Source organism: Rosenbergiella metrosideri (assembly GCF_022602565.1).
GTDB lineage: Bacteria > Pseudomonadota > Gammaproteobacteria > Enterobacterales > Enterobacteriaceae > Rosenbergiella > Rosenbergiella metrosideri.
On the sequence record NZ_JALBCV010000001.1, the window covers coordinates 193,554 to 218,310 of the forward strand.

The 24,757-nt window shown below is 47.6% G+C and carries 26 protein-coding genes and 1 pseudogene; 17 read left to right on the top strand and 10 right to left on the bottom strand.

The genetic code is table 11. The features are described 5' to 3' along the window. Nucleotides 1-22 precede the first annotated feature (22 nt). On the bottom strand, nucleotides 23-721 hold the full coding sequence (locus MKR94_RS00935; RefSeq protein ID WP_277755561.1) for an acetolactate decarboxylase: 699 nt from the start codon (nucleotides 719-721) through the stop codon (nucleotides 23-25). A gap of 16 nt (nucleotides 722-737) precedes the next feature. Continuing rightward, a complete protein-coding gene (locus MKR94_RS00940) occupies nucleotides 738-1,475 on the bottom strand; it encodes an SDR family NAD(P)-dependent oxidoreductase (protein WP_241645042.1) in 738 nt (245 codons plus the stop codon). A 135-nt stretch (nucleotides 1,476-1,610) separates the two neighbouring features. Between MKR94_RS00940 and MKR94_RS00945 the strand changes: the two genes are divergently transcribed. Both MKR94_RS00945 and MKR94_RS17095 read left to right on the top strand, forming a co-directional pair. Continuing rightward, complete coding sequence (locus MKR94_RS00945) at nucleotides 1,611-2,483, top strand: LysR family transcriptional regulator (protein WP_241645043.1); 873 nt, start codon at nucleotides 1,611-1,613, stop codon at nucleotides 2,481-2,483. Between the two features lie 155 nt (nucleotides 2,484-2,638). Further along, a pseudogene (locus MKR94_RS17095) lies at nucleotides 2,639-2,713 on the top strand (STM2901 family protein); the annotation flags it as partial. A gap of 733 nt (nucleotides 2,714-3,446) precedes the next feature. Here MKR94_RS17095 and yjjJ read toward each other — a convergent pair. The 4 genes from yjjJ to rutR form a co-directional block, all read right to left on the bottom strand. Then, nucleotides 3,447-4,751 (bottom strand): type II toxin-antitoxin system HipA family toxin YjjJ, encoded by a 1,305-nt coding sequence (gene yjjJ / locus MKR94_RS00950; protein WP_241645044.1) that lies wholly within the window; start codon nucleotides 4,749-4,751, stop codon nucleotides 3,447-3,449. Between the two features lie 603 nt (nucleotides 4,752-5,354). Continuing rightward, entirely contained in the window at nucleotides 5,355-5,831 is a 477-nt protein-coding gene (locus MKR94_RS00955; RefSeq protein WP_241645045.1) for a tetratricopeptide repeat protein, read from the bottom strand. A gap of 85 nt (nucleotides 5,832-5,916) precedes the next feature. Continuing rightward, a complete protein-coding gene (locus tag MKR94_RS00960; protein ID WP_241645046.1) occupies nucleotides 5,917-6,966 on the bottom strand; it encodes a glycosyltransferase family 9 protein in 1,050 nt (349 codons plus the stop codon). Nucleotides 6,967-7,586: 620 nt separating this feature from the next. Then, nucleotides 7,587-8,219 carry an HTH-type transcriptional regulator RutR gene (gene rutR, locus MKR94_RS00965; RefSeq protein ID WP_241645047.1) on the bottom strand — a complete coding sequence of 211 codons (633 nt, stop codon included), beginning with the start codon at nucleotides 8,217-8,219 and terminating at the stop codon, nucleotides 7,587-7,589. A gap of 246 nt (nucleotides 8,220-8,465) precedes the next feature. Here rutR and rutA point away from each other — a divergent pair, with 246 nt between their 5' ends. The 4 genes from rutA to rutD are packed head-to-tail and all read left to right on the top strand — an operon-like array spanning nucleotide 8,466 to nucleotide 11,537. Next, nucleotides 8,466-9,560, top strand: a complete 1,095-nt coding sequence (gene rutA, locus MKR94_RS00970; RefSeq protein WP_241645048.1) for a pyrimidine utilization protein A — start codon at nucleotides 8,466-8,468, stop codon at nucleotides 9,558-9,560. Continuing rightward, entirely contained in the window at nucleotides 9,561-10,313 is a 753-nt protein-coding gene (gene rutB / locus MKR94_RS00975) for a pyrimidine utilization protein B (RefSeq protein WP_277755562.1), read from the top strand. A 10-nt stretch (nucleotides 10,314-10,323) separates the two neighbouring features. Beyond that, nucleotides 10,324-10,737 carry a pyrimidine utilization protein C gene (rutC, locus tag MKR94_RS00980; RefSeq protein ID WP_241645049.1) on the top strand — a complete coding sequence of 138 codons (414 nt, stop codon included), beginning with the start codon at nucleotides 10,324-10,326 and terminating at the stop codon, nucleotides 10,735-10,737. Continuing rightward, complete coding sequence (gene rutD, locus MKR94_RS00985; protein WP_241645050.1) at nucleotides 10,734-11,537, top strand: pyrimidine utilization protein D; 804 nt, start codon at nucleotides 10,734-10,736, stop codon at nucleotides 11,535-11,537. Before rutC ends, rutD begins: the two co-directional genes overlap by 4 nt. Here rutD and MKR94_RS00990 read toward each other — a convergent pair. Further along, nucleotides 11,534-12,448: a bestrophin family protein gene (locus MKR94_RS00990; protein ID WP_241645051.1), complete on the bottom strand. Its 915-nt coding sequence runs from the start codon at nucleotides 12,446-12,448 to the stop codon at nucleotides 11,534-11,536. The genes rutD and MKR94_RS00990 overlap by 4 nt on opposite strands. A gap of 410 nt (nucleotides 12,449-12,858) precedes the next feature. Here MKR94_RS00990 and MKR94_RS00995 point away from each other — a divergent pair, with 410 nt between their 5' ends. Genes MKR94_RS00995 through MKR94_RS01005 form a run of 3 tightly spaced genes read left to right on the top strand, consistent with a single transcriptional unit; the run spans nucleotide 12,859 to nucleotide 15,262 of the window. Beyond that, nucleotides 12,859-13,524, top strand: a complete 666-nt coding sequence (locus tag MKR94_RS00995; RefSeq protein WP_241645052.1) for a metal ABC transporter ATP-binding protein — start codon at nucleotides 12,859-12,861, stop codon at nucleotides 13,522-13,524. Beyond that, nucleotides 13,524-14,390 (top strand): metal ABC transporter permease, encoded by an 867-nt coding sequence (locus MKR94_RS01000; RefSeq protein WP_241645053.1) that lies wholly within the window; start codon nucleotides 13,524-13,526, stop codon nucleotides 14,388-14,390. The genes MKR94_RS00995 and MKR94_RS01000 overlap by 1 nt, the downstream gene beginning before the upstream one ends. Continuing rightward, nucleotides 14,387-15,262 carry a metal ABC transporter substrate-binding protein gene (locus tag MKR94_RS01005; RefSeq protein ID WP_241645054.1) on the top strand — a complete coding sequence of 292 codons (876 nt, stop codon included), beginning with the start codon at nucleotides 14,387-14,389 and terminating at the stop codon, nucleotides 15,260-15,262. The genes MKR94_RS01000 and MKR94_RS01005 overlap by 4 nt, the downstream gene beginning before the upstream one ends. Here the strand turns inward: MKR94_RS01005 and budC are convergent, their stop codons facing one another. Further along, nucleotides 15,263-16,027, bottom strand: coding sequence for a meso-2,3-butanediol dehydrogenase (budC, locus tag MKR94_RS01010; RefSeq protein ID WP_241645055.1), 765 nt, complete (start codon nucleotides 16,025-16,027; stop codon nucleotides 15,263-15,265). It lies immediately after the preceding gene. Between the two features lie 177 nt (nucleotides 16,028-16,204). Here budC and gloA point away from each other — a divergent pair, with 177 nt between their 5' ends. The 8 genes from gloA (at nucleotide 16,205) to MKR94_RS01045 (ending at nucleotide 22,420) form a co-directional block, all read left to right on the top strand. After that, nucleotides 16,205-16,732 carry a lactoylglutathione lyase gene (gene gloA, locus MKR94_RS01015; protein ID WP_241645056.1) on the top strand — a complete coding sequence of 176 codons (528 nt, stop codon included), beginning with the start codon at nucleotides 16,205-16,207 and terminating at the stop codon, nucleotides 16,730-16,732. 26 nt (nucleotides 16,733-16,758) lie between these two features. Next, complete coding sequence (locus tag MKR94_RS01020) at nucleotides 16,759-18,225, top strand: aldehyde dehydrogenase family protein (RefSeq protein WP_241645057.1); 1,467 nt, start codon at nucleotides 16,759-16,761, stop codon at nucleotides 18,223-18,225. 54 nt (nucleotides 18,226-18,279) lie between these two features. After that, nucleotides 18,280-19,182 carry an AEC family transporter gene (locus MKR94_RS01025; RefSeq protein WP_241645058.1) on the top strand — a complete coding sequence of 301 codons (903 nt, stop codon included), beginning with the start codon at nucleotides 18,280-18,282 and terminating at the stop codon, nucleotides 19,180-19,182. Nucleotides 19,183-19,192: 10 nt separating this feature from the next. Beyond that, the gene (locus tag MKR94_RS01030) at nucleotides 19,193-20,062 is read left to right on the top strand and encodes a LysR family transcriptional regulator (protein ID WP_241645059.1); all 870 of its coding nucleotides are present in this window, start codon (nucleotides 19,193-19,195) and stop codon (nucleotides 20,060-20,062) included. A 101-nt stretch (nucleotides 20,063-20,163) separates the two neighbouring features. Further along, nucleotides 20,164-20,286 (top strand): hypothetical protein, encoded by a 123-nt coding sequence (locus tag MKR94_RS16930; RefSeq protein WP_277755563.1) that lies wholly within the window; start codon nucleotides 20,164-20,166, stop codon nucleotides 20,284-20,286. Between the two features lie 88 nt (nucleotides 20,287-20,374). After that, the gene (locus MKR94_RS01035) at nucleotides 20,375-20,563 is read left to right on the top strand and encodes a hypothetical protein (protein ID WP_241645060.1); all 189 of its coding nucleotides are present in this window, start codon (nucleotides 20,375-20,377) and stop codon (nucleotides 20,561-20,563) included. 216 nt (nucleotides 20,564-20,779) lie between these two features. Continuing rightward, the gene (gene glsB, locus MKR94_RS01040; RefSeq protein ID WP_422047481.1) at nucleotides 20,780-21,703 is read left to right on the top strand and encodes a glutaminase B; all 924 of its coding nucleotides are present in this window, start codon (nucleotides 20,780-20,782) and stop codon (nucleotides 21,701-21,703) included. 81 nt (nucleotides 21,704-21,784) lie between these two features. Beyond that, a complete protein-coding gene (locus MKR94_RS01045; RefSeq protein ID WP_241645062.1) occupies nucleotides 21,785-22,420 on the top strand; it encodes a carbonic anhydrase in 636 nt (211 codons plus the stop codon). Nucleotides 22,421-22,465: 45 nt separating this feature from the next. Here the strand turns inward: MKR94_RS01045 and MKR94_RS01050 are convergent, their stop codons facing one another. Beyond that, the gene (locus tag MKR94_RS01050; RefSeq protein WP_241645063.1) at nucleotides 22,466-23,095 is read right to left on the bottom strand and encodes an alpha/beta hydrolase; all 630 of its coding nucleotides are present in this window, start codon (nucleotides 23,093-23,095) and stop codon (nucleotides 22,466-22,468) included. Nucleotides 23,096-23,108: 13 nt separating this feature from the next. Next, complete coding sequence (locus tag MKR94_RS01055; protein ID WP_241645064.1) at nucleotides 23,109-24,737, bottom strand: multidrug ABC transporter permease/ATP-binding protein; 1,629 nt, start codon at nucleotides 24,735-24,737, stop codon at nucleotides 23,109-23,111. Nucleotides 24,738-24,757 lie beyond the last annotated feature (20 nt).

Genomic DNA, 24,757 nt, shown 5'->3' on the forward strand with positions numbered 1-24,757 from the left:
AATTATGTTTCGATAGGGCTAATTATTTTTCAATGTGGCTAATGAGTTCGTCCAATTGTGATACATCAATATCTAAATTGATAAAGGCATCACTATGAGAGTTCGTGATCTCAATACTGTGTTTGACTTGATAATCCACGACTGCTTTTGCGGTGGAAAACGACAGAACATGCCCACTCAACTGGCGATCATCACTAATGAAATGGAAGTGGAAGCCAGGCACTGAGATCCGACCAAACAGCTCTGGAGTCCAGAATCCTATAAGTTGTCCAGATACGTCATTAAGTGTGTCTACTTGTTGGGAATCAGACATCTCATTGACAGTACGGGTCTTCGATTCCTCTCGCTGAGGTCGACGAATAACTACTTCATCGAAGCAACTTTTTACATTTACCGCTAAAAAAATATTATTGATAGGAAATTGCTCTGCCAAAAGTTGTTCAATATTTTCATCATTGATATCAGTGGCTGCTAACGTATGTTCGGCAATAAAGTCGGTAACTTGTAAAAAAGGAACTACGTGGCTTTCAAACTGATGGAGTGATTCACCCGCAGTCGCTTCCCACAATTTTCCGTCACAGACAGTAAGTTCACCATTAATTCCGCAAGAGCACCCTAAGCCAAAGAGCGTCTGACTCTTTAGGGAATTGATGGAAAAGTCACCATCAAAGTGACCTGCCATTAGGGCGCCTATAGTCGAAAACTGTGTAATTTTGCTCATAAAACCTCTAATCTAATTAGTAGCGAATTAATCCGCCATCAACATTTAATGTTACACCATTGATGTAGCCATTCTTCTCACTCACTAAAAGTAGTATTGCTTCAGCGATATCGCTAGGTTTGCCCGCTCTCTTAGCAGGGATGGCCTGAACAATATTTTTGACTTGTGTTTCACTCAGAACTTCAGTGAGAGGGGTCTCCACATAACCTGGGCAGAGCGTATTGCAACTGATCCCATACTCGCCGTACTCGCGAGCAATTCCCTTAGAGAGCGAAAGGATTGCACCTTTACTGGCGGCGTAGCAGGTGTTGCCGAGAAAGCCGCCACCCGATTGCGCAGCCACTGATGCGATATTAACGATACGTCCTGATTTTTGCTGCTGCATGATTGGGATCACGGCACGACACAGTAAAAAAGGGCCTTCGACATTTATCTTAAATACTCTTTGCCAGGCCTCTTGACTCAAGGACGTTAATTCCCCCTGACACACCACGCCTGCATTATTAATGAGAACGTCTATGTGGCCATATTGCGCCTTCACACCTTCCACGAGAGCCTTCACGGATTGTGCATCAGAAACATCACACTGCTGATAATGAATATTAGCCTGTTGAGCCGCGTCAAATTGGACGGCTGGCGCATGTAAGTCGGCAATAACAACAAAGTAATTGGCGGCGATTAAGGTTTCGACGATAGCGAACCCGATACCTTGCGAACCACCTGTAACTATTGCTAGAGATTTTTCTGCTGTCATAATTTCCTCCTGGTATCCCATGATTTTAGAAGTTACTGTCATAGAGTCCATCGCGTGTTTTTAAATAGTTGTTAAGTAAAACTTAAGGTACATGTTATGCTATAAAGATTAATCAGTAGAATCAGGGCGTTATTAATGAAAAGCGATCCAATAATACTCAGTTGTTTACCCGCCTTTGTAGCCGTGGTCAACGCGAAATCGTTCACGGAGGCAGCGAATCAATTACATCTCACGGTCAGCGCGGTAAGTCAGGCGATAAAAAAACTCGAAGCACGGTTAGGGGTTAAGTTGTTCTTAAGGAAAGCCGCTGGCGTATCTTTGACCCCTCAAGGGGAAGTCTTCGCGGATTATGCAAAGAAAAGTCTACATATTCTCAACCAAGGTATTACCAAATTAAAAGAGCAGGGCAGTAAGATTCGTATTTATACTCCACCCGGAATTTCGTCCATATTACTTAACCAACGTCTTTTAGAAGAGCTAAGTTATCACTTTGATACGATTGAAATGGTCTCTGAAGAGCGACCATTTGATGGGGAGTTGAGCGACTGGGATATTGTTGTGTATTTTCATTCACTGGCACATACCGTACCGGGAAACCACTATTTAGGCGATGACATTTACTATCCCTTTGCCTTACCAGAGATTGCTAAAAAAATAAAAACTATTGATGATTTATCACAATATACTTTGCTTTATAACCAGCATGGTCTCGCTAATTGGGATGAATTTTTTAAGGTCAATAAATTAACTACTCCCGATCATCGAAAAATTTATTATAGCCGAGCCTCGCAGTTATTTACTGCAGTAGAAAGTGGTAAAGGCATAGCGTTCGAGTCATCACGCATAATTTCTAGCAAATTATCCCAAGGCAGCTTTGAACTCTGCCAACTCGAAGGATTACTGCCGGTCGTCAAGAAGTCAATGTGGCTATATATCAATCCTGAAACGGCAATTTATCGGTTCAAGAAAGAGATAAAGGATGAGTTGATGGCAGGATTAATGGGGTAGGAAGTATCGGAAATGATTAGCGATAAGCAGTTATCTACCGTCAACGCTTAGAATAAAAATAGTGAGTATATGGATGTATGCACTAATTGAGGCCTGAAATGGGATTACTTAGGTAATCCCGAGCATTAAACTCTTTTTACGTTAGCTGCTTAAATCTGACCGCCAGCCAGTTGCTGTTTATAATTTTCTGCGAAAATGTTGCTAGCCAGCCTGGTGAACAGGATTTTGGGCGGTGGTGTCCCAGGTTACGTACTGTACTGTCAGAGATTACCATCGAAGAGGCCCAGGAATTGTTTGATGAGATTTTTACTGAGCTTACTCTCAGGCATGCAGATCTTGATTTCAGTATTTATTTTTCTGTGAAAGTATGCAGGCCGAATCTGCAAAGGATAGCCGCTGGCTGTATGACTACTTATCCATTCCAGAGTGCTATTTTTCGCTATACGCTACCTTGGTGCGCATAATGTATATTATGTTAAATTAGGTATTAGGTATCGTTTTAGCGCTTCACTCATTACTCACTTGCGAAATTTTCTTTCTGCTCCGCCCCTTTTGTCTCATTAAATAATCTGAAAGTACAAACTCTCACAACAGAACTGCGGCATTTTGAGTATTACTATTTCAACAGCCTATTTTTAAATCTGTTTCTACTTCTAGAAGATACTCAGGTTATTTTTTGCGATATGCATCAGCCACTCATCAATCAAAGTATGACAATATCTCTTGGCGCGTTCGCCATAAATAATAGAGTTATGCGCTCATTTTCATCTTACGAAAAGTGCGGTCATAAACTCTCTTACTTTCGTCGGGTCAAGCGACAATAGCCGTTAGCTTGGAAAGCCACTTTTCAACGCCAAGTCTTTTCATCTATCGGCCTCATTAAGCAATGATCAACTGAACCTATTTTCCATCTTTGTCAAAGGACTGCTGCCATGGATATTAGGGATCTTATTCTCCCTCCCCCTACCCTAAACGTCCTATACGTTGTCGAGCATCCGCCAGATGTTGGCCTAATGCCTCGAGGCAAGGTGCAAAATTTGCCGAAAACTGAGTAGAAGCCTGCGCGAGACGATAAAATTCTTCAGCCATCTCTAATGCTTGACGCCAGCATTGTTCATCGATCACATCGGTTATCGTTGCCGGCCGCAACGTGTTAACTCTTTCGCCACCAGATTTTGGCGCAAAGCCCATCGGTAGCATATCGTAGGCGGGTGCTAACTGATAAGGCCGGCCTTTTTCACTGATAAAGGATAAATTACCGTGGTGCATATCAGTATTACCGATTAACACACCAAATCCCCATAGGATGGCTGCCTCTTGTACCGCTTCGGGAACGACATGCTGTTGATCAGCGAGCAATTTCACTAAGCTTGGCCAAGGTTCGCGAGCTTTACCGATAAACTCCGCTTCTAAGGCGCGCAATGAAAAAATACCAATCCGCCCCAAGGCATGTTGACGGTCAAAACGAGGAATTTCTAGAAAACGTTGGCTACCTAAATCAATTACCGTTGTATCAACGCCGAGTACTTGTAACGCTAAATGCTCTGCTAATAGCAAATCACGCCAACGTTCACTAACCGGATTATCTTCGTGTGTGGTGAATTTGACGAGTACATGGCCACGAGCACTGAAGGTACAAAATTTAGGTTGTTCTCCCCCTGCGGAGGAACCGGGTATTTCACCCAAACTGGAAGATAACGCGAGCTGCGGATAATGCTTATCGCGGTCTATAGGTGTCGGGGTTGGCATCGCTAAAAAGTGTTCTTTCGCCTTTTCACCAATAAGCAAGTTACCAACGCTATCATGTCCGTGGCTCAACAACGCTCTGATGACATCGTCGTCCTGCCAACTTTCCGGATTCGATGATATGCCTAACTCCGAAGAAAAGGCACTTGCAAACGCGCGGCCAAGATAGCCTTGCGGGCGCATATCAAAAAGCCACCAGGGTAACCCATCGCTATGGTGGATGACGCCATCGGTCTGGCACATCACAAAGCCTTGGGGATAGACCGGGATGAGTACGCCCAATAATTTAATTTTCCCTGTCTCTGATATCCGATAGATCGGTGCGTCACGAAAGCCACGGTGAGGGTGTTTCAGTGCATAATGAATAGAAGGCCCCGCACCTATTTTAACAATATCGCTTTCCATCGTTTTAAGCACACGTGAAAATGTCGGCTGACTAACTTTAAGTTTTTCAGTTAGTTGCTTAGCTGTCATCAGTGATTGTTGAAGTTGTAGGCGTATGGCTTCGGTACGATTTGCCATCGACAGACCCTCGTTTGAATAGATTTATGAATAGCTTTCTGAATAAATAACTTACCATGCGGAAGTGCTTATGTCATCCTGCTGGCTGACTTCTACACATAAGGCGCGTGACCAATGATGAGCAGGATCCTGATGGAGACGGGCACACATCCTTGGCTTAAATCTTCCACTAGCTAGGCATGTAACACCTCTACACAATCTACGCTTCCTTCTTCTCTTCCCCAACCCTGCCACGAAATACGTCCAGGAACAGCCAGCCTTCTGTGCAAGCCGAAGCTGTCGAAATAAAGACGATACTCTGCAGATAATGTGTCGCTATCCGTATCATGTAAACCGGATTCGCGGTGTTAATGTAGTAACTTGGCCACAATGAAGAGCTGATGAATAGCAGTCAAATGCCGCAGCGCCGGGTCCCGCAACAATAACCTCGTTAGAACAAAAATTATCGCTAAAACCTGGTAAGAATTTCTTAGGCCAGTGAATGGTATTTTGCATCGTAGTAGTTGTTTCTCTAAACGTAATACCAGATAACCAAAGGCTGTCAAAAACAAAGAAAAAAGAACAATCAGCATTGCTGATAACGACTCTTAGCGCTACGGCTTTTTAGATTTTTCGCCAATACTCTACTAGGGGCGATTGGTAATCGGCTATTGCGTCGGTAGGAGGATGCGTAATCACTAATCCCATTAATAAGCGACTTGCCAGCGCTGTATCCTGTAATGCTACGGCACATAATGCATAAAAAGGAATAATTTCGGTGCGTGCCGGGTAACGGATCACTAACCGTTCGAAGTGTCTTGCCGCCTCTGCGTATCGCCCTAAACAGCGAGCCGTACAGGCCAAGCCAAATGCGGCCTCAAATTCGTCATCGGCACAAAGGGAGTATTCTAGTGCTTGCTGATAAAAATTGAGCGCCTGCGCTTCTCTGCCTTGATTATCATACGACCAGGCAATATGGAGATAGATCGGCCCCTTATCCGCGGCAGTTGTTAATAGAGAAAACAGCCTTTTTCGGCTTTGGGAGTAATGTTTATTTTTTCGTAACGCTATCGCATAGGGAAATAAGTGGGTGTCAGTCATGCTATCGGCGACTCACATCAATGAGAGTGACCGATAGCTTAGCGCTTTTATTTCTTCTTTGTCCAACAGAGTAGAACAGTAGAAATCATGGAGCGATTCGCGTGATGAGTCGTTGCAGTTTATCGCTAAACTCCCCCGCATGAAACGCACTAATTTCTCTCCCCACCACCACCGTTTCAGCTAGGGTCTGCATCGGTGGCCAGCGTGTTTTGAAATTAGAGTAGACGGCAAGAACGGGAACTTGGTAAGCACTGGCCATATGGACAATGGACGTGTCGGGAGAAATCGTCAGAACCGCATTCCGTACTACCGCGGCGGTGCGAAGGATGGAAGGTTCAAGCGATAATCGATGGACATTATGCCATTCGGCTACGCGTTTTTTTGCTTGCTCACTCATTTTCGGACTATGCACAATTACGATGGGTAATGGGCTGACCTGTTGAATAAGGGTCAGCAACTGGTCGGCTGCCTCCGGTGAAAAGGTGCGCTCTGCCACGCTCCCTTCAAGGTTTAGTGCGATATAAGGCCCGAGTGAATTGAGCTCTGACGCGACCTCTTGCAACGTCACTTCAGGGATCGGCAGCTCGAAACCAGCGTTCACAACAGGAAACCCTGCATCACGCATGAGGATAGACCATGTCATTGGTACTGGTGCGCGAAATTTTTGATCCATGCGCGATGCCACACGACAAGAAGGAGAGAAACAACGCATCTTAAGTCCTACCGCTTGTAAATTCGCCCTTGCCCGCAGCGTTTTTACAAACAATAGGGTCTTGAGATTCTTTTTACGCATAGCTTCAATACAGAGATCGGGAACCCCATGTTCAGCGCGAATTAATTTGGCTAATGCCTTAATCTCTTGATAGCGAGCGACATCTTGAAATGACGTCGTCATCACCGTTAAGCGAGTATTTGTAAGAGTGAGTGCCTCAAATACATGATGATTAAGGGTCGAAGCGATGATAATGAGATGCGCAACCTGCTGCTTTTCTAATGACCTGATTAGGGGATAAGTCGCCATGGCATCTCCGATTTGATCCGGAATGTGTAACACTACGGTTTGAATAGTATCGGCAATCAATGGCTGCGTGCTGTAGTCGAAAAAACTATAGGCTAACTTTTGCAAAATGGACATTTTTTATGTTACCAAGCTATATCATTTATATTTTTAGTATTGGAATGCTGTAATTGACCCTATAAAGCATAGAATGTTCACGATCGTAAAAAGTATAATTTTTCAGTGAATGGCACTATTGTTTGTTAAGTCCTCAAGATATCCATAATAGGTTTAGGTAGACCACTTTATACCTGCGTCCTTGCAGGCCAAATGTGTTGATTGTACTGCGCCTTGCTAAGCAGGTTGGTTCATAAAGGGCAAATGGCATTGGGGCTTTCACGAGAAATCAGGGCTAAGTCGAGTTCTCCCTGTTTAACGCGCGGCAGTAACAAGGTTGATTGTCCCCACAGCCGTCAAGTGCGAGGCAAGCCGTTTAAGGGCGGGCGTCAGGTCCCGCTAACCGCATCGGAAGAGATTCCGCAAAGCACCTTAAAGGCATTCGCTGCATCGAGGCATTTAATCCCCCTTCTAACAACCGCAATTACTCGTGAAAATGATCATCGAGTGGGTAGAAGCCGGTACCTGTTCAAGCCCCTCTATCACGGGTTCGCGATTTAGATCCTGGCAAACCGTTAATTGCAAACCATGCAGACCCAGAACGTATTGCGTTTATCGGAACACGCCGTTTTGCGGCTTAATTAACAAGTGATACCTCGAATAATGATCTTTTTGACATTATCGAAGGTTTGTTGGAAAAAGGCCTTATCATCGAGGCTTTTACCGCTGATGGCGGCAACCTGCACGCCAAAGTCAGCATAATGCTGCGTTGTTGCCCATAAGGTAAAGAGTAAATGCAGCGGATTGATCGGGGCAAGTTGTCCAGCATCTATCCAGCCCTGAATAATTGCCGATTTCTCATCGACGAGCTGTTTTAATGCGGTGTTAAGGGTGTGCATAAGTAATGGCGCCCCCTGTAACATTTCTAAGCAAAACAGTTTTGAGGCTTGCGGGTGGTCCCGCGATACGGTCAACTTTAGTAGAATATAATGCTCAATGGCGGTTATCGCATCCTGCTCCGCCGAAAAGGCTTTTAACGGCGCCAGCCACACCTCTAATAAATCTTCCAGTAGTGCAATATAGAGTGCTTCTTTCGAGGGGAAATAGTAGAGAAGATTCGTTTTTGACACATCGGCGCTTTCTGCCACCCGTTCCAACGAGGTGCCATGCAGCCCGAATTGTGAGAATAGCGGCAATGCCGCAGAGAGAATGGTCCGGCGTTTTTGATTGGCGACGCGTGAACGTCGCGAAGAACTGGCCTTAGTTTCACTCACTGACACTCTCCTCTTAGATAATCAACTGACTGCACCGCCCTTGCCTATTACTGTTCAACGATTGTGCACCAAACGGTCTACTTTAGACCATTTGCTCTAGTGCATAGCAGTATAAAGGATTAACTCTCTCATCAATAAGGCTTTTTTAAAGTTGGCACCCTGTTTGCAAATTCCTGTATACGGGACCGCTTAGCGGATCGTCCAACACTCCGTGCTCCATTGACTAGTTTGAGAGAGGTGGCAAAGATGAAAATTGGTGTCTTTATTCCCATCGGCAATAATGGTTGGCTTATCTCAGAAAATGCTCCGCAATATAAACCGACCTTCGAGTTGAATAAAATGATCGTTCAACGGGCTGAGCACTACCATTTCGATTTTGCATTATCGATGATTAAGTTGCGAGGATTTGGCGGTAAAACCGAATTTTGGGACCATAATCTCGAATCTTTTACCCTTATGGCCGGACTGGCGGCGGTAACGGAACGGATAAAACTTTATGCGACGGCAGCAACCTTAGTCATGCCTCCAGCCATTGTCGCCAGAATGGCGGCTACTATCGACTCTATCGCACCCGGGCGCTTCGGGGTAAATGTGGTGACCGGGTGGCAAAAGCCGGAATATGCCCAGATGGGACTCTGGCCAGGTGACGAATACTTCAGTCAACGCTATGCCTACTTAACCGAATATGTCTCAGTGTTACGTGACCTCTGGTCCACTGGCCGCAGCGATTATAAAGGGCAATTCTTCATAATGGATGACTGCCGAGTAAGCCCTCAACCTGAATCAAGGATGGAGATTATCTGTGCGGGACAAAGCGATGCGGGCCTGAATTTTTCTGCGCACCATGCCGACTATAACTTCTGTTTTGGCAAGGGCGTGAATACCCCATGTGCCTTCAGTCAGACGGCTCAACGAATGAGCGCGGCTGCACAACAAGCGCAGCGCGATGTCCCTTCTTTTGTTTTATTTATGATAATTGCCGAAGAGAGCGAAGCCTTAGCCCGTGAGAAGTGGGAGCACTACAAGGCTGGCGCGGACCAAGCCGCACTTAGCTGGCTAACTGACCAAACGCGGCAAGATCAACGCGCCGATGCGACCACCAATGTGCATCAAATGGCGGACCCCACATCTGCGGTGAATATCAATATGGGGACCTTGGTCGGCTCCTATACACAGATCGCCACAATGCTCGATGAAATTGCCACTGTTCCAGGTACCGGAGGCGTGTTATTAACTTTCGATGATTTTGTGACCGGTATCGAGAAGTTTGGCGAATTTATCCAACCGCTAATGACTACCCGTCAACACCTCCTTTCAACCGCCAGTCGCGAGGTCGCTTAAATGACATCTTCTATCCCCACAGCTGTTCGCCGTGATAACAGGGTCTGTGACAATGAGCTATTACTCAACGCCCGGCCTGAGCAGCTGGCCATGCCCTGTGAACAGACGGCACTAATCGTTATTGATATGCAGAACGCCTACGCGAGCCAAGGCGGTTATTTAGATTTGGCTGGTTTCGATGTTAGCCATACTGGACCTGTGATTGCCAACATCAAACAGGCGGTTAAGGCGGCACGCGCCGCAGGAATTAAGGTGATCTTCTTCCAAAATGGCTGGGACCCCCACTATCTGGAAGCTGGCGGCCCCGGCTCGCCAAACTTTCATAAATCCAATGCCCTCAAAACGATGCGTCAGCAACCCGATCTGCAAGGCAAGCTCCTGTCAAAAGGCGGCTGGGACTACGCTCTGGTTGATGAACTAACGCCACAACCCGGCGATATTGTGTTAAGTAAACCGCGTTATAGCGGGTTCTTTAACACTCAGCTCGATAGCTTATTACGTAGCGCTGGCATCCATCACCTGATCTTTACGGGGATAGCCACCAATGTGTGCGTGGAATCGACGCTAAGAGATAGTTTTTTCCTCGAATATTTTAGTGTGGTCTTGGAAGACGCTACGCACCAAGCTGGGCCAGCTTATACCCAGCAAGCAGCGCTCTATAATATTGAAACTTTTTTCGGCTGGATATCGGATGTCGACGCATTCTGTCAGGCAGCGAGTGCTTGCACTCAACCGCTGAAACAGTCGGCTTAGGAGAGACTTTATGCCTAAACAGACGATTCATTTAGCGAATAGCAGCAAGCCGATAGCCCCTTTTGTACCGGGTACGCTCGCCGACGGGGTGGTGTATGTCTCGGGCACTTTACCTTTCGATAGCGAAAATAATGTGGTACATCCCGGCGACGCGGCAGCGCAAACTCGCCATGTCTTAGACATCATTAAACAGGTGATAGAAACGGCAGGCGGCACTCTGTCGGATATCACCTTCAATTCCATTTTTATTACAGATTGGGCGAATTATGCCGCCGTTAACCAAGTCTATGCCGAATACTTTCCAGCGGATCGGCCCGCGCGCTACTGTATTCAATGTGGCTTAGTCAAGCCTGAGGCATTGATTGAAATTGCCAGTATCGCGCATATCGGTCCACCGACACGGGACAAGGGAGGCGAATCATGACCTTTCCCCTCGCTTATCGTGTATCGGGCCGAGAAGGACCTGAGGTCGCAACGGTAGTGCTCTCATCAGGCTTAGGCGGTGTCGCCAGTTATTGGCAGCCGCAACGTGCTAGCCTTGAGCGACATTATCGTGTGGTGGTTTATGATCAGCGAGGTACCGGCGGCAGTCCTGCACAACTGCCCGATGAGTACAGCATGGTAATGATGGCGCAAGAGGTTGTGCAGTTGCTCGACCATTTGGCCATTGCATCCTGTCACTTCGTCGGTCATGCCCTAGGTGGGATAATTGGCTTGGTCCTAGCCGAGCGGTATCCGCAGCGTGTACAGAGTCTAGTCGTCGTCAATGGCTGGGCTGTGCTCAACACGCATACTCGACGCTGTTTCGCGGTACGGCGTAATCTCTTATCGATTAGCGAGGAGGCCTATCTTCAGGCCCAACCCTGTTTTCTTTACCCCGCTGATTGGCTTGCCCAGCATGAACAGCAGATAGCCGAGGAAGAAGTCTTTCAGCGGCAACATTTCCAAGGCGAGCATAATCTACTACGGCGTCTCAAAGCGTTGATGGCGGTAGATCTCACGGAAAGCTTGGGACAGATTACTCAGCCTTGCTTAATTATCTGCACAAAAGATGATTTGCTGGTGCCTTGGATGTGTTCGCAGCAGCTGGCAAAAGGCTTGGTCAATAGCTGTTACATTGCGTTGCACTACGGCGGTCATGCCATGAATGTGACTGACCCTTCCCCCTTCACTGATCACCTTATTCAATGGCTAGAGAGCGTGACAACGTCACGCGCAACTTAGGTGAGATTATAATACCGGTCGACCTGTTTTAACGGCGGGAGGGGTGATTGGTCGGTCATTTCTAAAAGATTACGCTCGATACCCGTACATATGGCATCGAGCGCCAAGTTATTCGCCCCCTCGCCGAAGGGATGCTCCATCTCTTCCGCTACCGCATCCCAGGATAAAAAGGTATAGGAAATAAATACCGAGACAAAAGGCGTGAGCCAATGCAAGTCGGCAACCAGCGCTAAAGGCAACAACGTACAAAATAGATAGACGGTACGTTGCAGAATCAGGGAGTAAGCAAAAGGCACCGGCGTGTTAGCAATACGTTCACAGCCCCCTAAACAGCGTGAAAGCTCATTAAGGTTCTCATCAATGTTGCGGTAATTGAGCTCGGAGAGCTTACCTTGACGCAGAAGGTCTGCATAGAACTTCCCTATCTTTAATAGCAGCATATTTGCCATCGACTGTCGTGTAAGCAGCGCTTCTGCCTCGAGAGGATCGATCAAGCGGGATAAATCCTGACGTGCTGAGGTACCACGTAAGCTGTGCTTAAGAGTCCAGGCATAGGCAATCAGTAAGTTCGCGGCTAATTTTGGGCTTTGCCCCTCATTTACGGCACAGAGTGTTTGACGGATCAGACTACGACTCGTAATCATCATGGAACCCCAGATTTTTCTGGCCTCCAGATAACGGCTGTAACTGGCGTTGTTACGAAATCCCAGGAAGATAGCGATGGCAATACCTAACAGGCTAAAAGGCGGTAAGGTTAGATGAGCGCTGTACTGACTAAACCAGGGATAGAGTGCTAACGCAATAAGTGACATACCGAGATTAAGCAATAAACGAAAAAGAATCTGTGGCATGACCGAACCATGCCAGGTGAAAAGCCGAACAAACCAATGTTGTGGGGGACGAACGATCATCACGGGTTCCTAACACTTAAAAATCGCTGAAGGATAAGCGCTAACCGCCCTAACGCTGATCCTTTATTATTGTGCCATTAGCTTAACTGATGGCGGGCTGGTATGAAATCGAAAGATCTTGCGAAATTTCCAGCGTAAAGATATGGGCTACAGTGCCTTAAACCCTCTACGGTGGGACTCACAGACGACAGCGACTTTCGTACTCTCCAGCCCAGTGTGCGATATTTTCCCGCGTTGATGGCTTTAGGGATAGGCTGACTGCTTATCATCACCAAACTACTTCTGGTCACGTTATTTTTAAATTGGTGACTGAGTGTGAGGCCCCTGTCGTAACATTTCTTTACACTCAGCGCTACGCAATCGCCTCACTTTCATGTAATGTTATATTATTACATTTAAAGAGTGCGCGAATGATCCAGTTTACCCATCTTTATGCAGGTTACGCCGGGCGAAGTATTACTCCGGCGATTACAGGCTCACTGCCGAAAGGAAGTCTGACCGCCCTCACCGGCGATAACGGCTGCGGCAAATCGACATTGCTCAAAACCCTAGCGGGACTTCTGCCTGCCTGTGGTGGCCGTTACCAGTGCGACTCGGCAAATATTGCATTACTGCCCCAGCAACAGAGCCTCGATCGCACCTTTCCGCTTACCGTCAAGGATATTGTCTGCATGGGCGGTTGGTCACAACGCACCTGGTATGGTCGCTTACCCCATGCGGTCAAGGTACGGATCGATGAAGCGTTAACCCTTACAGGGATGAGCGATCAGCTGAATACCCCACTTAACCAGCTCTCTGGCGGTCAGCTACAACGTACTCTTTTCGCCAGAATGTGGGTAGAAGATAGCGATATCTGGTTATTAGACGAACCTTTTACCGGTGTTGATGAGCCGACGATGGCTCGGTTAATGGAGCTTGTGGCTCAGGCCAGCGAACAAGGGAAGACTATCCTCGTAGTTCTGCATGACGAACAATTAGTTAGCCGTTATTTTACCCGTCAACTGGTCTTGACCCCTGACTCCGCACAGTGGGTGAATCCAACCGTTTCCACTCCTTCGCTATATCGAGTCAGTTAATGAATGTATTCCACCCCTTTATTGAATTCGATTTTATGCGCCATGCATTATTAAGCTGCATCTGTCTATCACTCAGCGCCACCCCGCTAGGGGTCCTACTCTCTCTACGCCGTTTGTCATTAGCGGGGGATGCGCTCTCCCATGCCGTATTGCCGGGTGCCGCGGTAGGTTACCTGTTTTTTGGAATGTCTACCTTAGCGATGGGTATTGGCGGTCTCTTGGCGGGTCTCATTGTCGCACTGCTCTCTGGGCTAATTAGCCGCACCACCTTACTTAAAGAGGATGCAAGTTTTTCTGGGCTCTATATGGGGGCGTTAGCGCTGGGTATCACCTTAATTTCGGTTAAGGGCTCAGGAATGGACTTATTAAATATCCTTTTTGGTTCATTACTTGCGGTCAGTTATCAAGCATTATGTTTCACTGCAATCATTTCCCTCTGCTCGTTGGCGGTGCTGGTGATCATCTATCGTCCACTGGTGATCGATACCTTTGATGGTGACTTTTTACGGGTGCGTCGTAAAGGACTCGCCGTGTCATTGCATGCCCTCTTTCTCTTTCTAGTGGTACTCAATTTAGTATCAGGTTTTCAAATCCTCGGCACCCTGATGTCGGTGGGACTGATGATGGTACCGGCGATCAGTGCCCGTTTTTGGGCCCAACGTTTATTACCAACGTTGGTGATAGCTGTAATAATTGCCCTCTTATCATCGGTTCTAGGCTTATTACTCTCGTGGTATAGCGCTTTGCCCGCAGGGCCTGCCGTGGTGCTGTGTAGCGCGGTAATTTTTCTTTTCTCATGTTTTGCCGGGCGCGCTAATGGCGGCTTGGCCCATTTTTACCGTCATCGTTCAGGAGCCTTACATTGAAACTTTTACCCTTAGCTACAGCATTATGCCTTGCGAGTCCTCTTACTTTCGCTGCCCCATTGCACGTTGTTGCCAGCTTTACCGTGCTCGCCGATATGGCGAAACAGATAGGTGGCGCGGATGTTGAAGTAAAAAGTCTGGTCGGCCCTAACGGTGATCCGCACAGTTTTGAACCTACTGCACAAGACAGCCGCGCATTGGCAAAAGCGCAAGTGGTGGTCATCAATGGCTTAGGTTTGGAGGGTTGGATGGATCGCTTAGTCACCGCCTCCGGTTATCGGGGCCAACTGACTGTCGCCTCACAAGGCATTAATCAGAACAGGATGCAGGAAGAGGGGAAAACGGTCGTCGACCCTCACGCGTGGAATAGCCTCGCAAACGGCGCAGTCTATGCAAGAAATATTATGCAGGCGCTTGAGAAAGCTGATCCTGCCCACGCTCGGCAGTATGCGCAACGCGGTGCAGACTACCTTGAGAAGATGCATGCACTTGATAGCTGGGCCGTTAAGCAGTATCAAACGATTCCGCAGACGAAACGTATCGTACTAACCAGTCATGATGCCTTTGGGTATTACGGCAAGCGTTACGGTGTCACGTTTAGTGCCCCGTTAGGCTTATCGACAGAATCGGAAGCTTCTGCCCAGCAGGTGGGTAGCTTAATCAAGGAACTGAAACAGCGGCATATTAAGCACTACTTTACTGAGAATCAGACTGATCCTCGATTAGTCACTCAAATTGCTCAGGCCAGCGGAGCAACGCCTGGTGGTGAGCTGTACCCGGAGGCCCTGTCTACACAACAAGGCCCTGCTGGCAGCTACTTAGCGGCGTTTCGTTATAACACCCAAAAACTGCTAGCCAGTATGCGAGAATAGTTAGGCTTGGCGAGGTTGACCGTTCGAGGCGTGAATGCCGCCGTCAACAGGTAAGTTAACCCCAGTAATATAACTGGCCTGATCACTGGCTAAGAAGAGCACTGCATGCGCAATATCTTCGGATTGTCCGGGGCGCTGCAGCGGCGTACGGTCCTTAAACTTATCCAAGGCTTGAGGTTCTGAGGTGATCCCAGCGGTCATCTCGGTTTCTGTCATGCCGGGGCATACTGCGTTAACTCTGACGCCATGCTGGCCATAGTCCATCGCCAGTGAGCGCGTAAAGTTGCTGATCGCCCCTTTCGAAGCATTATAGAAGCTCATTCCCCAATCGCCCCCGAGTCCGGATACCGATGAGATGTTAACGATATTTCCTTTCTGCTTTAAGATGCCGGGGACGAAGGCGCGTACCATATAGAATACACCATTTAAATTAGTGCCCATCTGCTTATCCCAATCGTCCACCGACAGTTCATGGGCTAACCCTTGCACCACTACGCCAGCGTTATTGACCAGTATATCGACATGTCCCCACTTCTGCTCGACATGGGCGGCTAATGCGGTGACCGCATGTGGGTCTGCGATATCGGTGGGGGCTATAAGTACCTGCGCGGCGGGCAGCTCTGCCGCAACTTTTTTTAATTTCTCGTCTGTTCGGCCGACTAGCACGACTCTCGCACCCTCGTTTACAAAGGCCTTCGCTGTTGCGGCACCCATACCAGATCCTGCGCCAGTAACTACCACCACTTTATCTGTAAAACGAGACATTATGTGCTCCTTATCGATGTAATCTAACAAAAGTGTGGCACAGAATCCTTGAAAGGCAATATTTGTCATTTCACAAATAGTGAATGTCTTTTCTCAAAAACTGTCACTTTCGTAAAACGAAATCCTGTCCTAAGCTTTGAGTCAGTAGATTTTCACAGCCTTACTTAAGGAGTCATTATGGCGTTAGCGACACTACTAGAAAAATTTTCTTTTGACCGTACGCGAAGTGCTGAGTCGGCTGGTTATCACTTTAATCACACGATGATCAGGGTCAAAAACCTCCAGGACTCAGTCGATTTTTACTGCAATGTTTTAGGTTTCGTTCCGGTCTGCGAACAAGTCAATAATGATGCAGCCTTTACTATCGTCTACCTGATACGTGCGCCACTTTCCGCCATCCCCGATGACGACGAAGCGCGTAAAGAGTGGGTGCTTAGCCAAACGGGCGTATTGGAGCTGACCTACAACCACGGTACCGAAACTCAGTCAGACTTCCATTATCACAACGGTAATGATGAGCCGCAAGGATTTGGCCATATTTGTATCTCTGTGCCAGATGTCCGCGAAGCCTGCGAACGCTTTGAAGCCTTGAATGTATCGTTTCAAAAACGTCTTAGCGATGGCCGTATGAAACATATCGCTTTTATTAAAGATCCCGATGGTTATTGGATCGAGATTCTACAACCGACTCCCCTTGATGCCTAATGTTGACGGACTCTATAGGAGAAGTTATGTCTACCGATTTTAAAAAATTACTGCCTGAAAATGCCGCTCACTTTATTAATAACCAATGGAGGGAGTGTAAGACTACGGATGTTGTACTGAACCCTGCTACCGGTGAAACCATCGCTAAGGTCGCAATGGGAAGTAAAACAGAGGCAAATCAGGCGGTTACTGCAGCTAAAAATGCGCAAAAACAGTGGGCTGCCCTGCCACAACCACAACGCGCAGAGTACCTGCAAGCTTTCGCACAGCAAATTGAAAAACATAAAAAAACCCTTGCTACACTGCTGACGACTGAGCAAGGTAAACCGCTCAGTGAGTCGATTGGCGAAGTGGAAATGGCGATGACAATGCTGCGCTACTACGCTGGTTTTGGGTGGAAACGTACCGGACATGTCTTGGCGTCAAACCATCCACAACAACAGGCCATTACTAAAGAAGCGCCGCTAGGCGTGGTCGCTGCCATCATTCCATGGAACTTTCCACTGGCGATTTTCGCACGTAAAACCGCTCCAGCGTTAGTCGCGGGTAATACTATTGTTGTCAAACCGAGTGAAAATACCCCACTTTGTTCATTAGCTCTCGCGACACTGAGTAAGGCCGCTGGCATTCCAGATGGCGTGATCAACGTTCTTTGCGGGGAAGGCAGCAAGGTCGGTGACGCATTAGTTAAACATCCTGATGTACAACTGGTGACTATGACCGGATCCACTCGCGCGGGTAAAATTATTGCTAAGAACGCCGCAGAAAAAGTGATTCCTGTCTCCCTTGAATTGGGGGGTAAAGCGCCCTTTATCGTACTGGCCGATGCCGATATCGAAAAAGCCGCTCAGGATGCTATCGATGCACGTATGGCTAACTGTGGGCAAGTGTGTATCTGTAATGAACGCACTTACGTTCAACGCGATGTTTATGACACCTTTATGAAAGCTTTGAAAAAAGCGGCAGATAAAGTTGTAGTAGGTGATCCGATGGCGTCTAAAACCACTATGGGTCCTAAGGTCTCTGCAGCAGAGAAATCTCACGTGGATGAGCTGTTAGCGAAAAGCCAAAAAGAAGGTGGGAAGATTTTCTGGCAAGGAAAGGTGCCTACCGACGCTAAGTTCAAAGAGGGTAACTGGGTTGCTCCGACGATCGTGACCGATCTTCCAGCGGATGCGACCATCCTGAAAGAAGAGGCCTTTGGTCCGATTCTTCCTGTCGTGGTCTTCGATACCTTGGATGAAGTGATTGCCCTGGCGAACGATTGTGAATACGGATTGAGCTCTTACCTGTATACCCGCGATCTGCACGCGGCTATGCAACTCAGCGACGCGCTTGAATATGGTGAAGTCTATATTAACCGCTACGGCCCTGAAGAGGTCAACGGCTTCCACGCCGGTTGGAAATTATCAGGCATCGGCGGTGATGATGGCGAACACGGTTATCAACTCTACGTGAAGCAAAAAACAGTGTACCTCAACTATAAGTCATAAGCCTTTTACCGGTGCTGCGGCACCGGTTATCTCTCATCCCGTTCGGTCCTTACCATGAATCCTTTACTCATTATCTGCCTAATAATGGGCATCGCAGCACGCCGCTACTTGTCCTATCCAGAACAATTAGTACCCTCAATCAACTGGTGGCTTATCACCGTCGCCCTTCCCTGTCTCATCTTAACGCTTATCCCGCATACCACCATAAATCGCGAATCCCTAGTACCTGTAGCAGGCATGTGGTGTGTTTTTCTCGGGGCGTTAGCGGTAGCTGTCATAATAGGCAAAATATTGTCTTGGCCGCGTGCGGTGACGGGTGTTGTAGCGTTAGTCGCAGGGATAGGTAATACCTCTTTCATGGGCTATCCCATCGTGCAGAGTTACTATGGTGCCGCCGGGCTGCAAGTTGCGGTTATCGCCGATCAAGTAGGCAGTTTTATCATTCTCTCCACCTTTGGCGTGATGGTGATGGCGCTTTGTTCTGGTCAAACCCCCACAGTTAAAATGATTACGCAGAAAGTGGTTACCTTTCCACCTTTTATTGCGCTCTGTCTCAGTCTGGCGATTAAACCCTTCGGCGGTTTACCAGAATTTCTCCAGATCCCATTCAGTCAGATAGGCGCAACGTTAACGCCTTTAGCCCTGTTCTGCGTTGGATTACAAATTGCCCTACGGCCACCACGTGGTGGGGTTTCGCCGCTGATTACGGGAGTGGTCTGGAAATTAGTCGCCGCACCGCTAGTCGTTTGGGCGTTTGCCGTCGTGAGCGGTGCCTCGTCTCTCACGCAACAGGTCACAGTGATTGAAGGCGCTATGGCACCGATGATCGCGGCGGCGATCATGGCAGAACGTGCGGGTTTACAACCTGTTTTGGCCAATGCTATTCAAGGATATGCTATTTTACTCTCTTTCATTACGATACCGATTTGGCACACACTGTTGTCAATGTACAAGTAGGAGAGTCGATATGTTGCTGAAACTGCCCCAATTGCGCATTTTCTGCGCATTGGTCGAAACAGGGAGTGTGGTACAAGCTGCGAAAAAAATGCACTGCGTCCCATCTAATATCTCAACGCGTATCCGTGAATTAGAAGAGAGTCTAGGCGTCGCGCTAGTAAATCGGGATAAACAGCGGTTAACCCTCACCCCAGAAGGTCGGGCATTTTACCCTCAAGCCCAGCAGTTACTCAAGCAAAGCGATGAGTGCCTTCACTTTTTTAAACCCGAATCCTTAAAGGGTCATTTACGCCTCGGTGCATTAGATGTTGCCTTGAACAGCCGCTTGCAACAGATAATGATAGGCTTTATGCAGCAATACCCTGACGTGACAGTGTCACTATCTAGTCACTCTTCCCTACCCTTAATGGACCGTTTACTGGCAGGGGAAGTGGATATGGTGGTTGTCGATGGTCCGGTTGAACACCCAGTACTGGAAAGCCGACTATTCGGCCCTGAAAGCTTATGCTTAGTCACCCATTGTGCAAGCTTAGAGTCTTTTATCGAGCACGTTTCGCAATTGACGCTCTATACCTTCGGTGAGCACTGCTTTTATCATGTTCTTATCGAGGATTGGCTTGCCGTACAACAACTGGAAGCGCGTCAGCAATGTGATATAGAGTCTTACTCACTGATTCTAGGGGCAATTCGTCAAAAACTTGGCTTTACCGTGATGCCGCGCAGTTTCATCGAAAATAATGATGAAGTGAAAGGCCTTTATTGCTATCCACTGGATACGCTCTCCTCTTGCGATATCTATTTAGTCTGGCACCGTTACTCCGCCTCTCCGGTTGAGAAAGCATTTATGTCAATGGTTGATGAGGTGATACCGGCGAAGTAGGCCCATTTGAAAGCCCTAAAATTATAACTTTGTTAAAGGGGGGGAGTTTGTAAAATTTTAGCCATGCTCAATAGACTCTCTTTGACGTTTAGGAGCCTGCTATGCCTCCTGTGACTCAACTTCGCTCACCCTCGCGGTTAGCAATTTTTCTGGTTAATCTTCTCGATCCCGCGGCTTATGGTGCCTTTGTCGCGGGGTTTGCTTTGATATTATCTATTTTGTGACGCAAGAGATCTTTTGGGTCAAAGGAGCCAGTAGGCTTAATTTGATCGCAGAGTCCAGCCCCCTGCTCCCGATAAGGTTGACAGCGCAGTGGCCCCAGATGACGCCCTCAGCTCTCATGTTGCGCCGCTTAGGTTACAGTTTGCACAAGGGAGTCACTTACCTGGGTTTGGCCAAGATGGCCTGTTTATTAGCGAACATGGTAGTTGGAACCGTAAGCCACTCAATGGTTACCGTGGCATTTATGTGCAATTCTCTCAAGGCAAACCCGTGGGTTAACCTAAGACAGTGGTGGACGGTTTTGTCTCTGACGATCAGAAAACGATCTACGGGGGCCCTATAGGGTTAACCCTTGATAATCAAGGTGCTTTGATCATCGCCGACGATGTGAGTAATCCAGTTTGGCGAGTCAGCGCCGCACCATGATTTAAGCTTGCAATTACTAAGTGAGCATCGCATCATGCTCACCTTTTTTATTTGTGTTGGGAGCGAGTCGTGCCGCGTTTAGATAATGCTTTTCTTGAATCCATCCTTGACGAGGTGCGTCCACTATTGGGGCAAGGCCAGGTTGCCTCCTATATCCCTGCACTTGCTCAAGTTCCGGCAAACCAATTAGGGGTCGCTGTCTGCACCCATGATGGCCAGCTATTAACGGCAGGTAATGCCTCACAGCGTTTCTCTATCCAATCAATCTCTAAAGTCCTTTCGCTCACCGTAGCGATGACTCGTTATTCAGAACATGACCTTTGGCAGCGAGTGGGGAAAGATCCCTCGGGTCAACCTTTTAACTCGTTAGTCCAGTTGGAAATGGAACAGGGTATTCCTCGTAACCCCTTTATCAATGCCGGGGCATTGGTAGTCTGCGATATGCTACAAAGCCGTTTATCGGCCCCACGCCAGCAGATGTTAACCTTGGTGCGCCGGCTAAGTGGCGTTGAAGATATTCATTACGATCGTCAGGTCGCCAGTTCAGAGCTTGCTCATTCAGCTCGCAACGCCGCTATTGCATGGTTAATGAAGTCTTTCGATAACTTTCATAATGATGTAAATACGGTCTTGGAGAATTATTTTCACTACTGTGCGCTCTCAATGAGTTGTGAAGAGCTGGCCCGCTGCTTCCGCTATCTGATCTCACCGGAGTTATGTAAGGTTTTGTTTAGACAGGAACTTAACCATAGACAAGTGAGTCATATCAATGCCTTAATGATGACAAGCGGGATGTATAATGCCGCGGGTGAATTTGCCTGGCGAGTAGGGTTACCTGCAAAATCAGGCGTCGGTGGTGGGATTGTTGCCATCGTGCCAGGAAAAATGAGTATTGCTGTGTGGTCACCTGCCCTTGACCAGTTTGGTAACTCATTAGCCGGTACGGCGGTGTTAGAGCATATTTCGGACCGATTGGCTTTTTCTGTTTTTTAACACAAACTTTTGTGGTTAAGCACGCGGATCCTGATAATGGGTTTCGTTTTTCCTTAATACCTGCACCTATGTGGAATAAGTATGAAAACAATTATTGATGGCTTCTTGAATTTCCAGAAAGACATTTATCCTGAAAGAGAAGAACTTTTTCGTAGTCTTGCTTCAAGTCAGAAACCGAAAGCGCTTTTCATTTCCTGTTCTGATAGCCGCTTAGTTCCTGAGTTGGTCACCCAACAGGAACCTGGGCAGTTATTCGTTATTCGTAATGCTGGTAATATTGTTCCCTCTTTCGGACCTGAACCGGGTGGCGTTTCAGCTACTATCGAATATGCAGTGATGGCACTTGGCGTCACTGATATTATCATTTGTGGTCACTCAAATTGTGGCGCCATGTCAGCGATTGCCAGCTGTGCCTGCTTAGATACCATGCCTGCCGTTGAGCACTGGCTACGGTATGCTGATGCCGCAAAAGCGGTCGTGGAAAAGCATGAGTATTCATCGCCTGAAGATAAACTGAACGCGATGGTCCGTGAAAACGTGATCGCTCAGCTAAATAACATCAAAACGCACCCTTCAGTCGCCGTTGCATTACGAAACAAAAAGATTAATCTTCATGGCTGGGTCTATGATATTGAAACCGGACAAATTCATGCGTTGGACAAACATGGTGAGCATTTTGTGAGCCTCGCGGAAAACCCTGAGACCTGTTTCGAATAATCCTACGCCCCAGGTCGTTTCTTCCATGACTTGGGGCGACTCTCATTACATATCTTCTTCTTCGTCCTCATCTTCCCAACCGAAACGCTCGATTAAGAATTGTGTCGCAGCTTCCACCCCCGCAGCAGAAATGGTATGCACCAGCTCTGGTTCGATTATCACTTGGCAGGAAATACCGTGTTGATTGAGTGTGACTTGCGCATTAAGTGTCTCTTGGGCCGGTACGACCTCATCCGCTTCACCATGCACTAATAAGACCTCAGCCGAGGTGGTGGGTACTTGGGTGGGCGCTTCAATTAACCGCCCAGAAAACCCAACTAAGCCGATAACGTTATACTGGCTGCGTAACAAGATATCGAGTGCAATCATCGTCCCTTGTGAAAAACCCACCAATACAATCTGATCCTGAGCGGCATCGATATCATGCTGTTGCATGATGGTATTAAGGATCTGATCAACGGCTCGACGTGCATCGTTCAAGCGTTGTTGCAGATTTTCTGGGGTAGTATCCGCCAGACTAAACCACTGATAGCCCATGCCCGCTTCGCAAAGTTGTGGCGCATTGGGCGAGGCATAGCGTAGTCCGGGTAAGGAGCCTGCCCAGAATTCGCCCAGCCCTTTTAAATCGTTGCCGTCACTACCATAACCGTGTAACAGAATGACTAATTTTTTCATTAAAAATCCTTTATTAAGATTGCGAGACCACTGCGCGAGCAGCCTGGCGACTCTCTTCTGCGCTTAATAAACGCAGGTGACCTTGTTGCATAGCATAGACACGATCGGCGACATCGAAATAGTCATCGTCATGGCTAATAATTAGTAATGTTTTCCCAAGTTGCTTCAACCAAGGGAGTAATTCGCGATAGAAATAGCGTCTGAACTGCGGATCTTGTTCTGCGGCCCATTCGTCAAGGAATAGGATATCGCGTTTCTCCGCCATGGCAAGCAGCAGCGCGACGCGTTTACTCTGCCCCGCCGACAATGACAAGGTGCTGAGCTGATGATTATTGATCGTGATTTTATTCGTAAGCTGCAGGCGTGCCAACCACTCCGCGGCTAAGGCATGGTCGCTTTCACTCGGCTCAATAAAGACAGTGTCGAAGAGATAGGGTTTGGTAAACACCACCGAAAACAGCGACAGTAAACTTTTACTGTCAATTACCTGATCGTCACAATAGGCATGTCCCTGTGCCATGGGATAAAGCCCAGTCAGTAATAAACTTAATGTCGATTTTCCCGAGCCGTTGGCTCCAATAATAAACAGAGTCTCGCCGCGGTTGACAGTCATCGACAGCGGCCCCACTTGAAATCCATTATCTGGGTATTGCCACGTCATATTGTCCCAGTGCAATTGTTGCCAGTTTTCTATTACTTTATGGCTTTCATCCAGTTGCGCTGGAGGCTTCGCTGGCAGCAGTTCATTGATTTTCTTAAAGGCTAACTCACCGGACAGTAAGGTCGGGTAGGCGCCAATAGCCTGTAATAGCGGGGTGCGCATAAAGAGAATCGTTAAGGAGAAAGAGGAGGCTACCGCCATCGAGACCCATCCTTGTGTCTCGGCAAGTAAAAATATTACGCCAATTAACCCAAGCATCATAATATTTGACCAGTTAATCGCGGAAAGATGGTAACTGTCGGCCTTAATGATATTTTGCTTATACCCCAACGCCGCGGTCTGATAGTGGCTTTCATAGAAGTGTTTAGCCCGTGCCGGGTTTAATGCTAGCTCTTTTCTGCCTTGGATCACGACCTGAAATGAGGATTGTAAATCGCTTTCATGATGCCTGACTTTCGCAATGTGCTGGTATACCTTACTGACCATCTTATAACCTAGCGTAAAGGTGACGACTAACCAACCTATCGTAATCAGTAACACCGGAATCGATAGATAGCCCAGATAGCCGATCGCAACGAGGGCCAGAACAATACCTTGGATCAATTCAGGTAACCTGACGAACGCTAAGGTAATATTACGAATATCAGGCCCCAATAGCGCGAGTAATTCCCCCTCGCCCTTCGCTTCAAGCGTGGCAATCGGAGTATTCATCATCTGCCAGACCATCGACGAACGTTTACGCCAGATAAATTGGTGACCCAGGGTGGTGAGGCTCCACTGCGCACCAAGGGTCGTCACCAATAATAAGATGAGTAGGCCCAGCATTTTGCTGATTCCTAATGCCAAAGAGTGTTCGGCCAATAGCCCATGATTGATCCATGAGATAATCGCGATTCCTAATCCGGCACTCAATAAGTTCAGTAAGATGATGGCGCTGAAAGCCAGCGTGTGCTGGCGGAGAATGGTTTTCAGTAGTTGCATAATTAGCTTATGTTAGTACT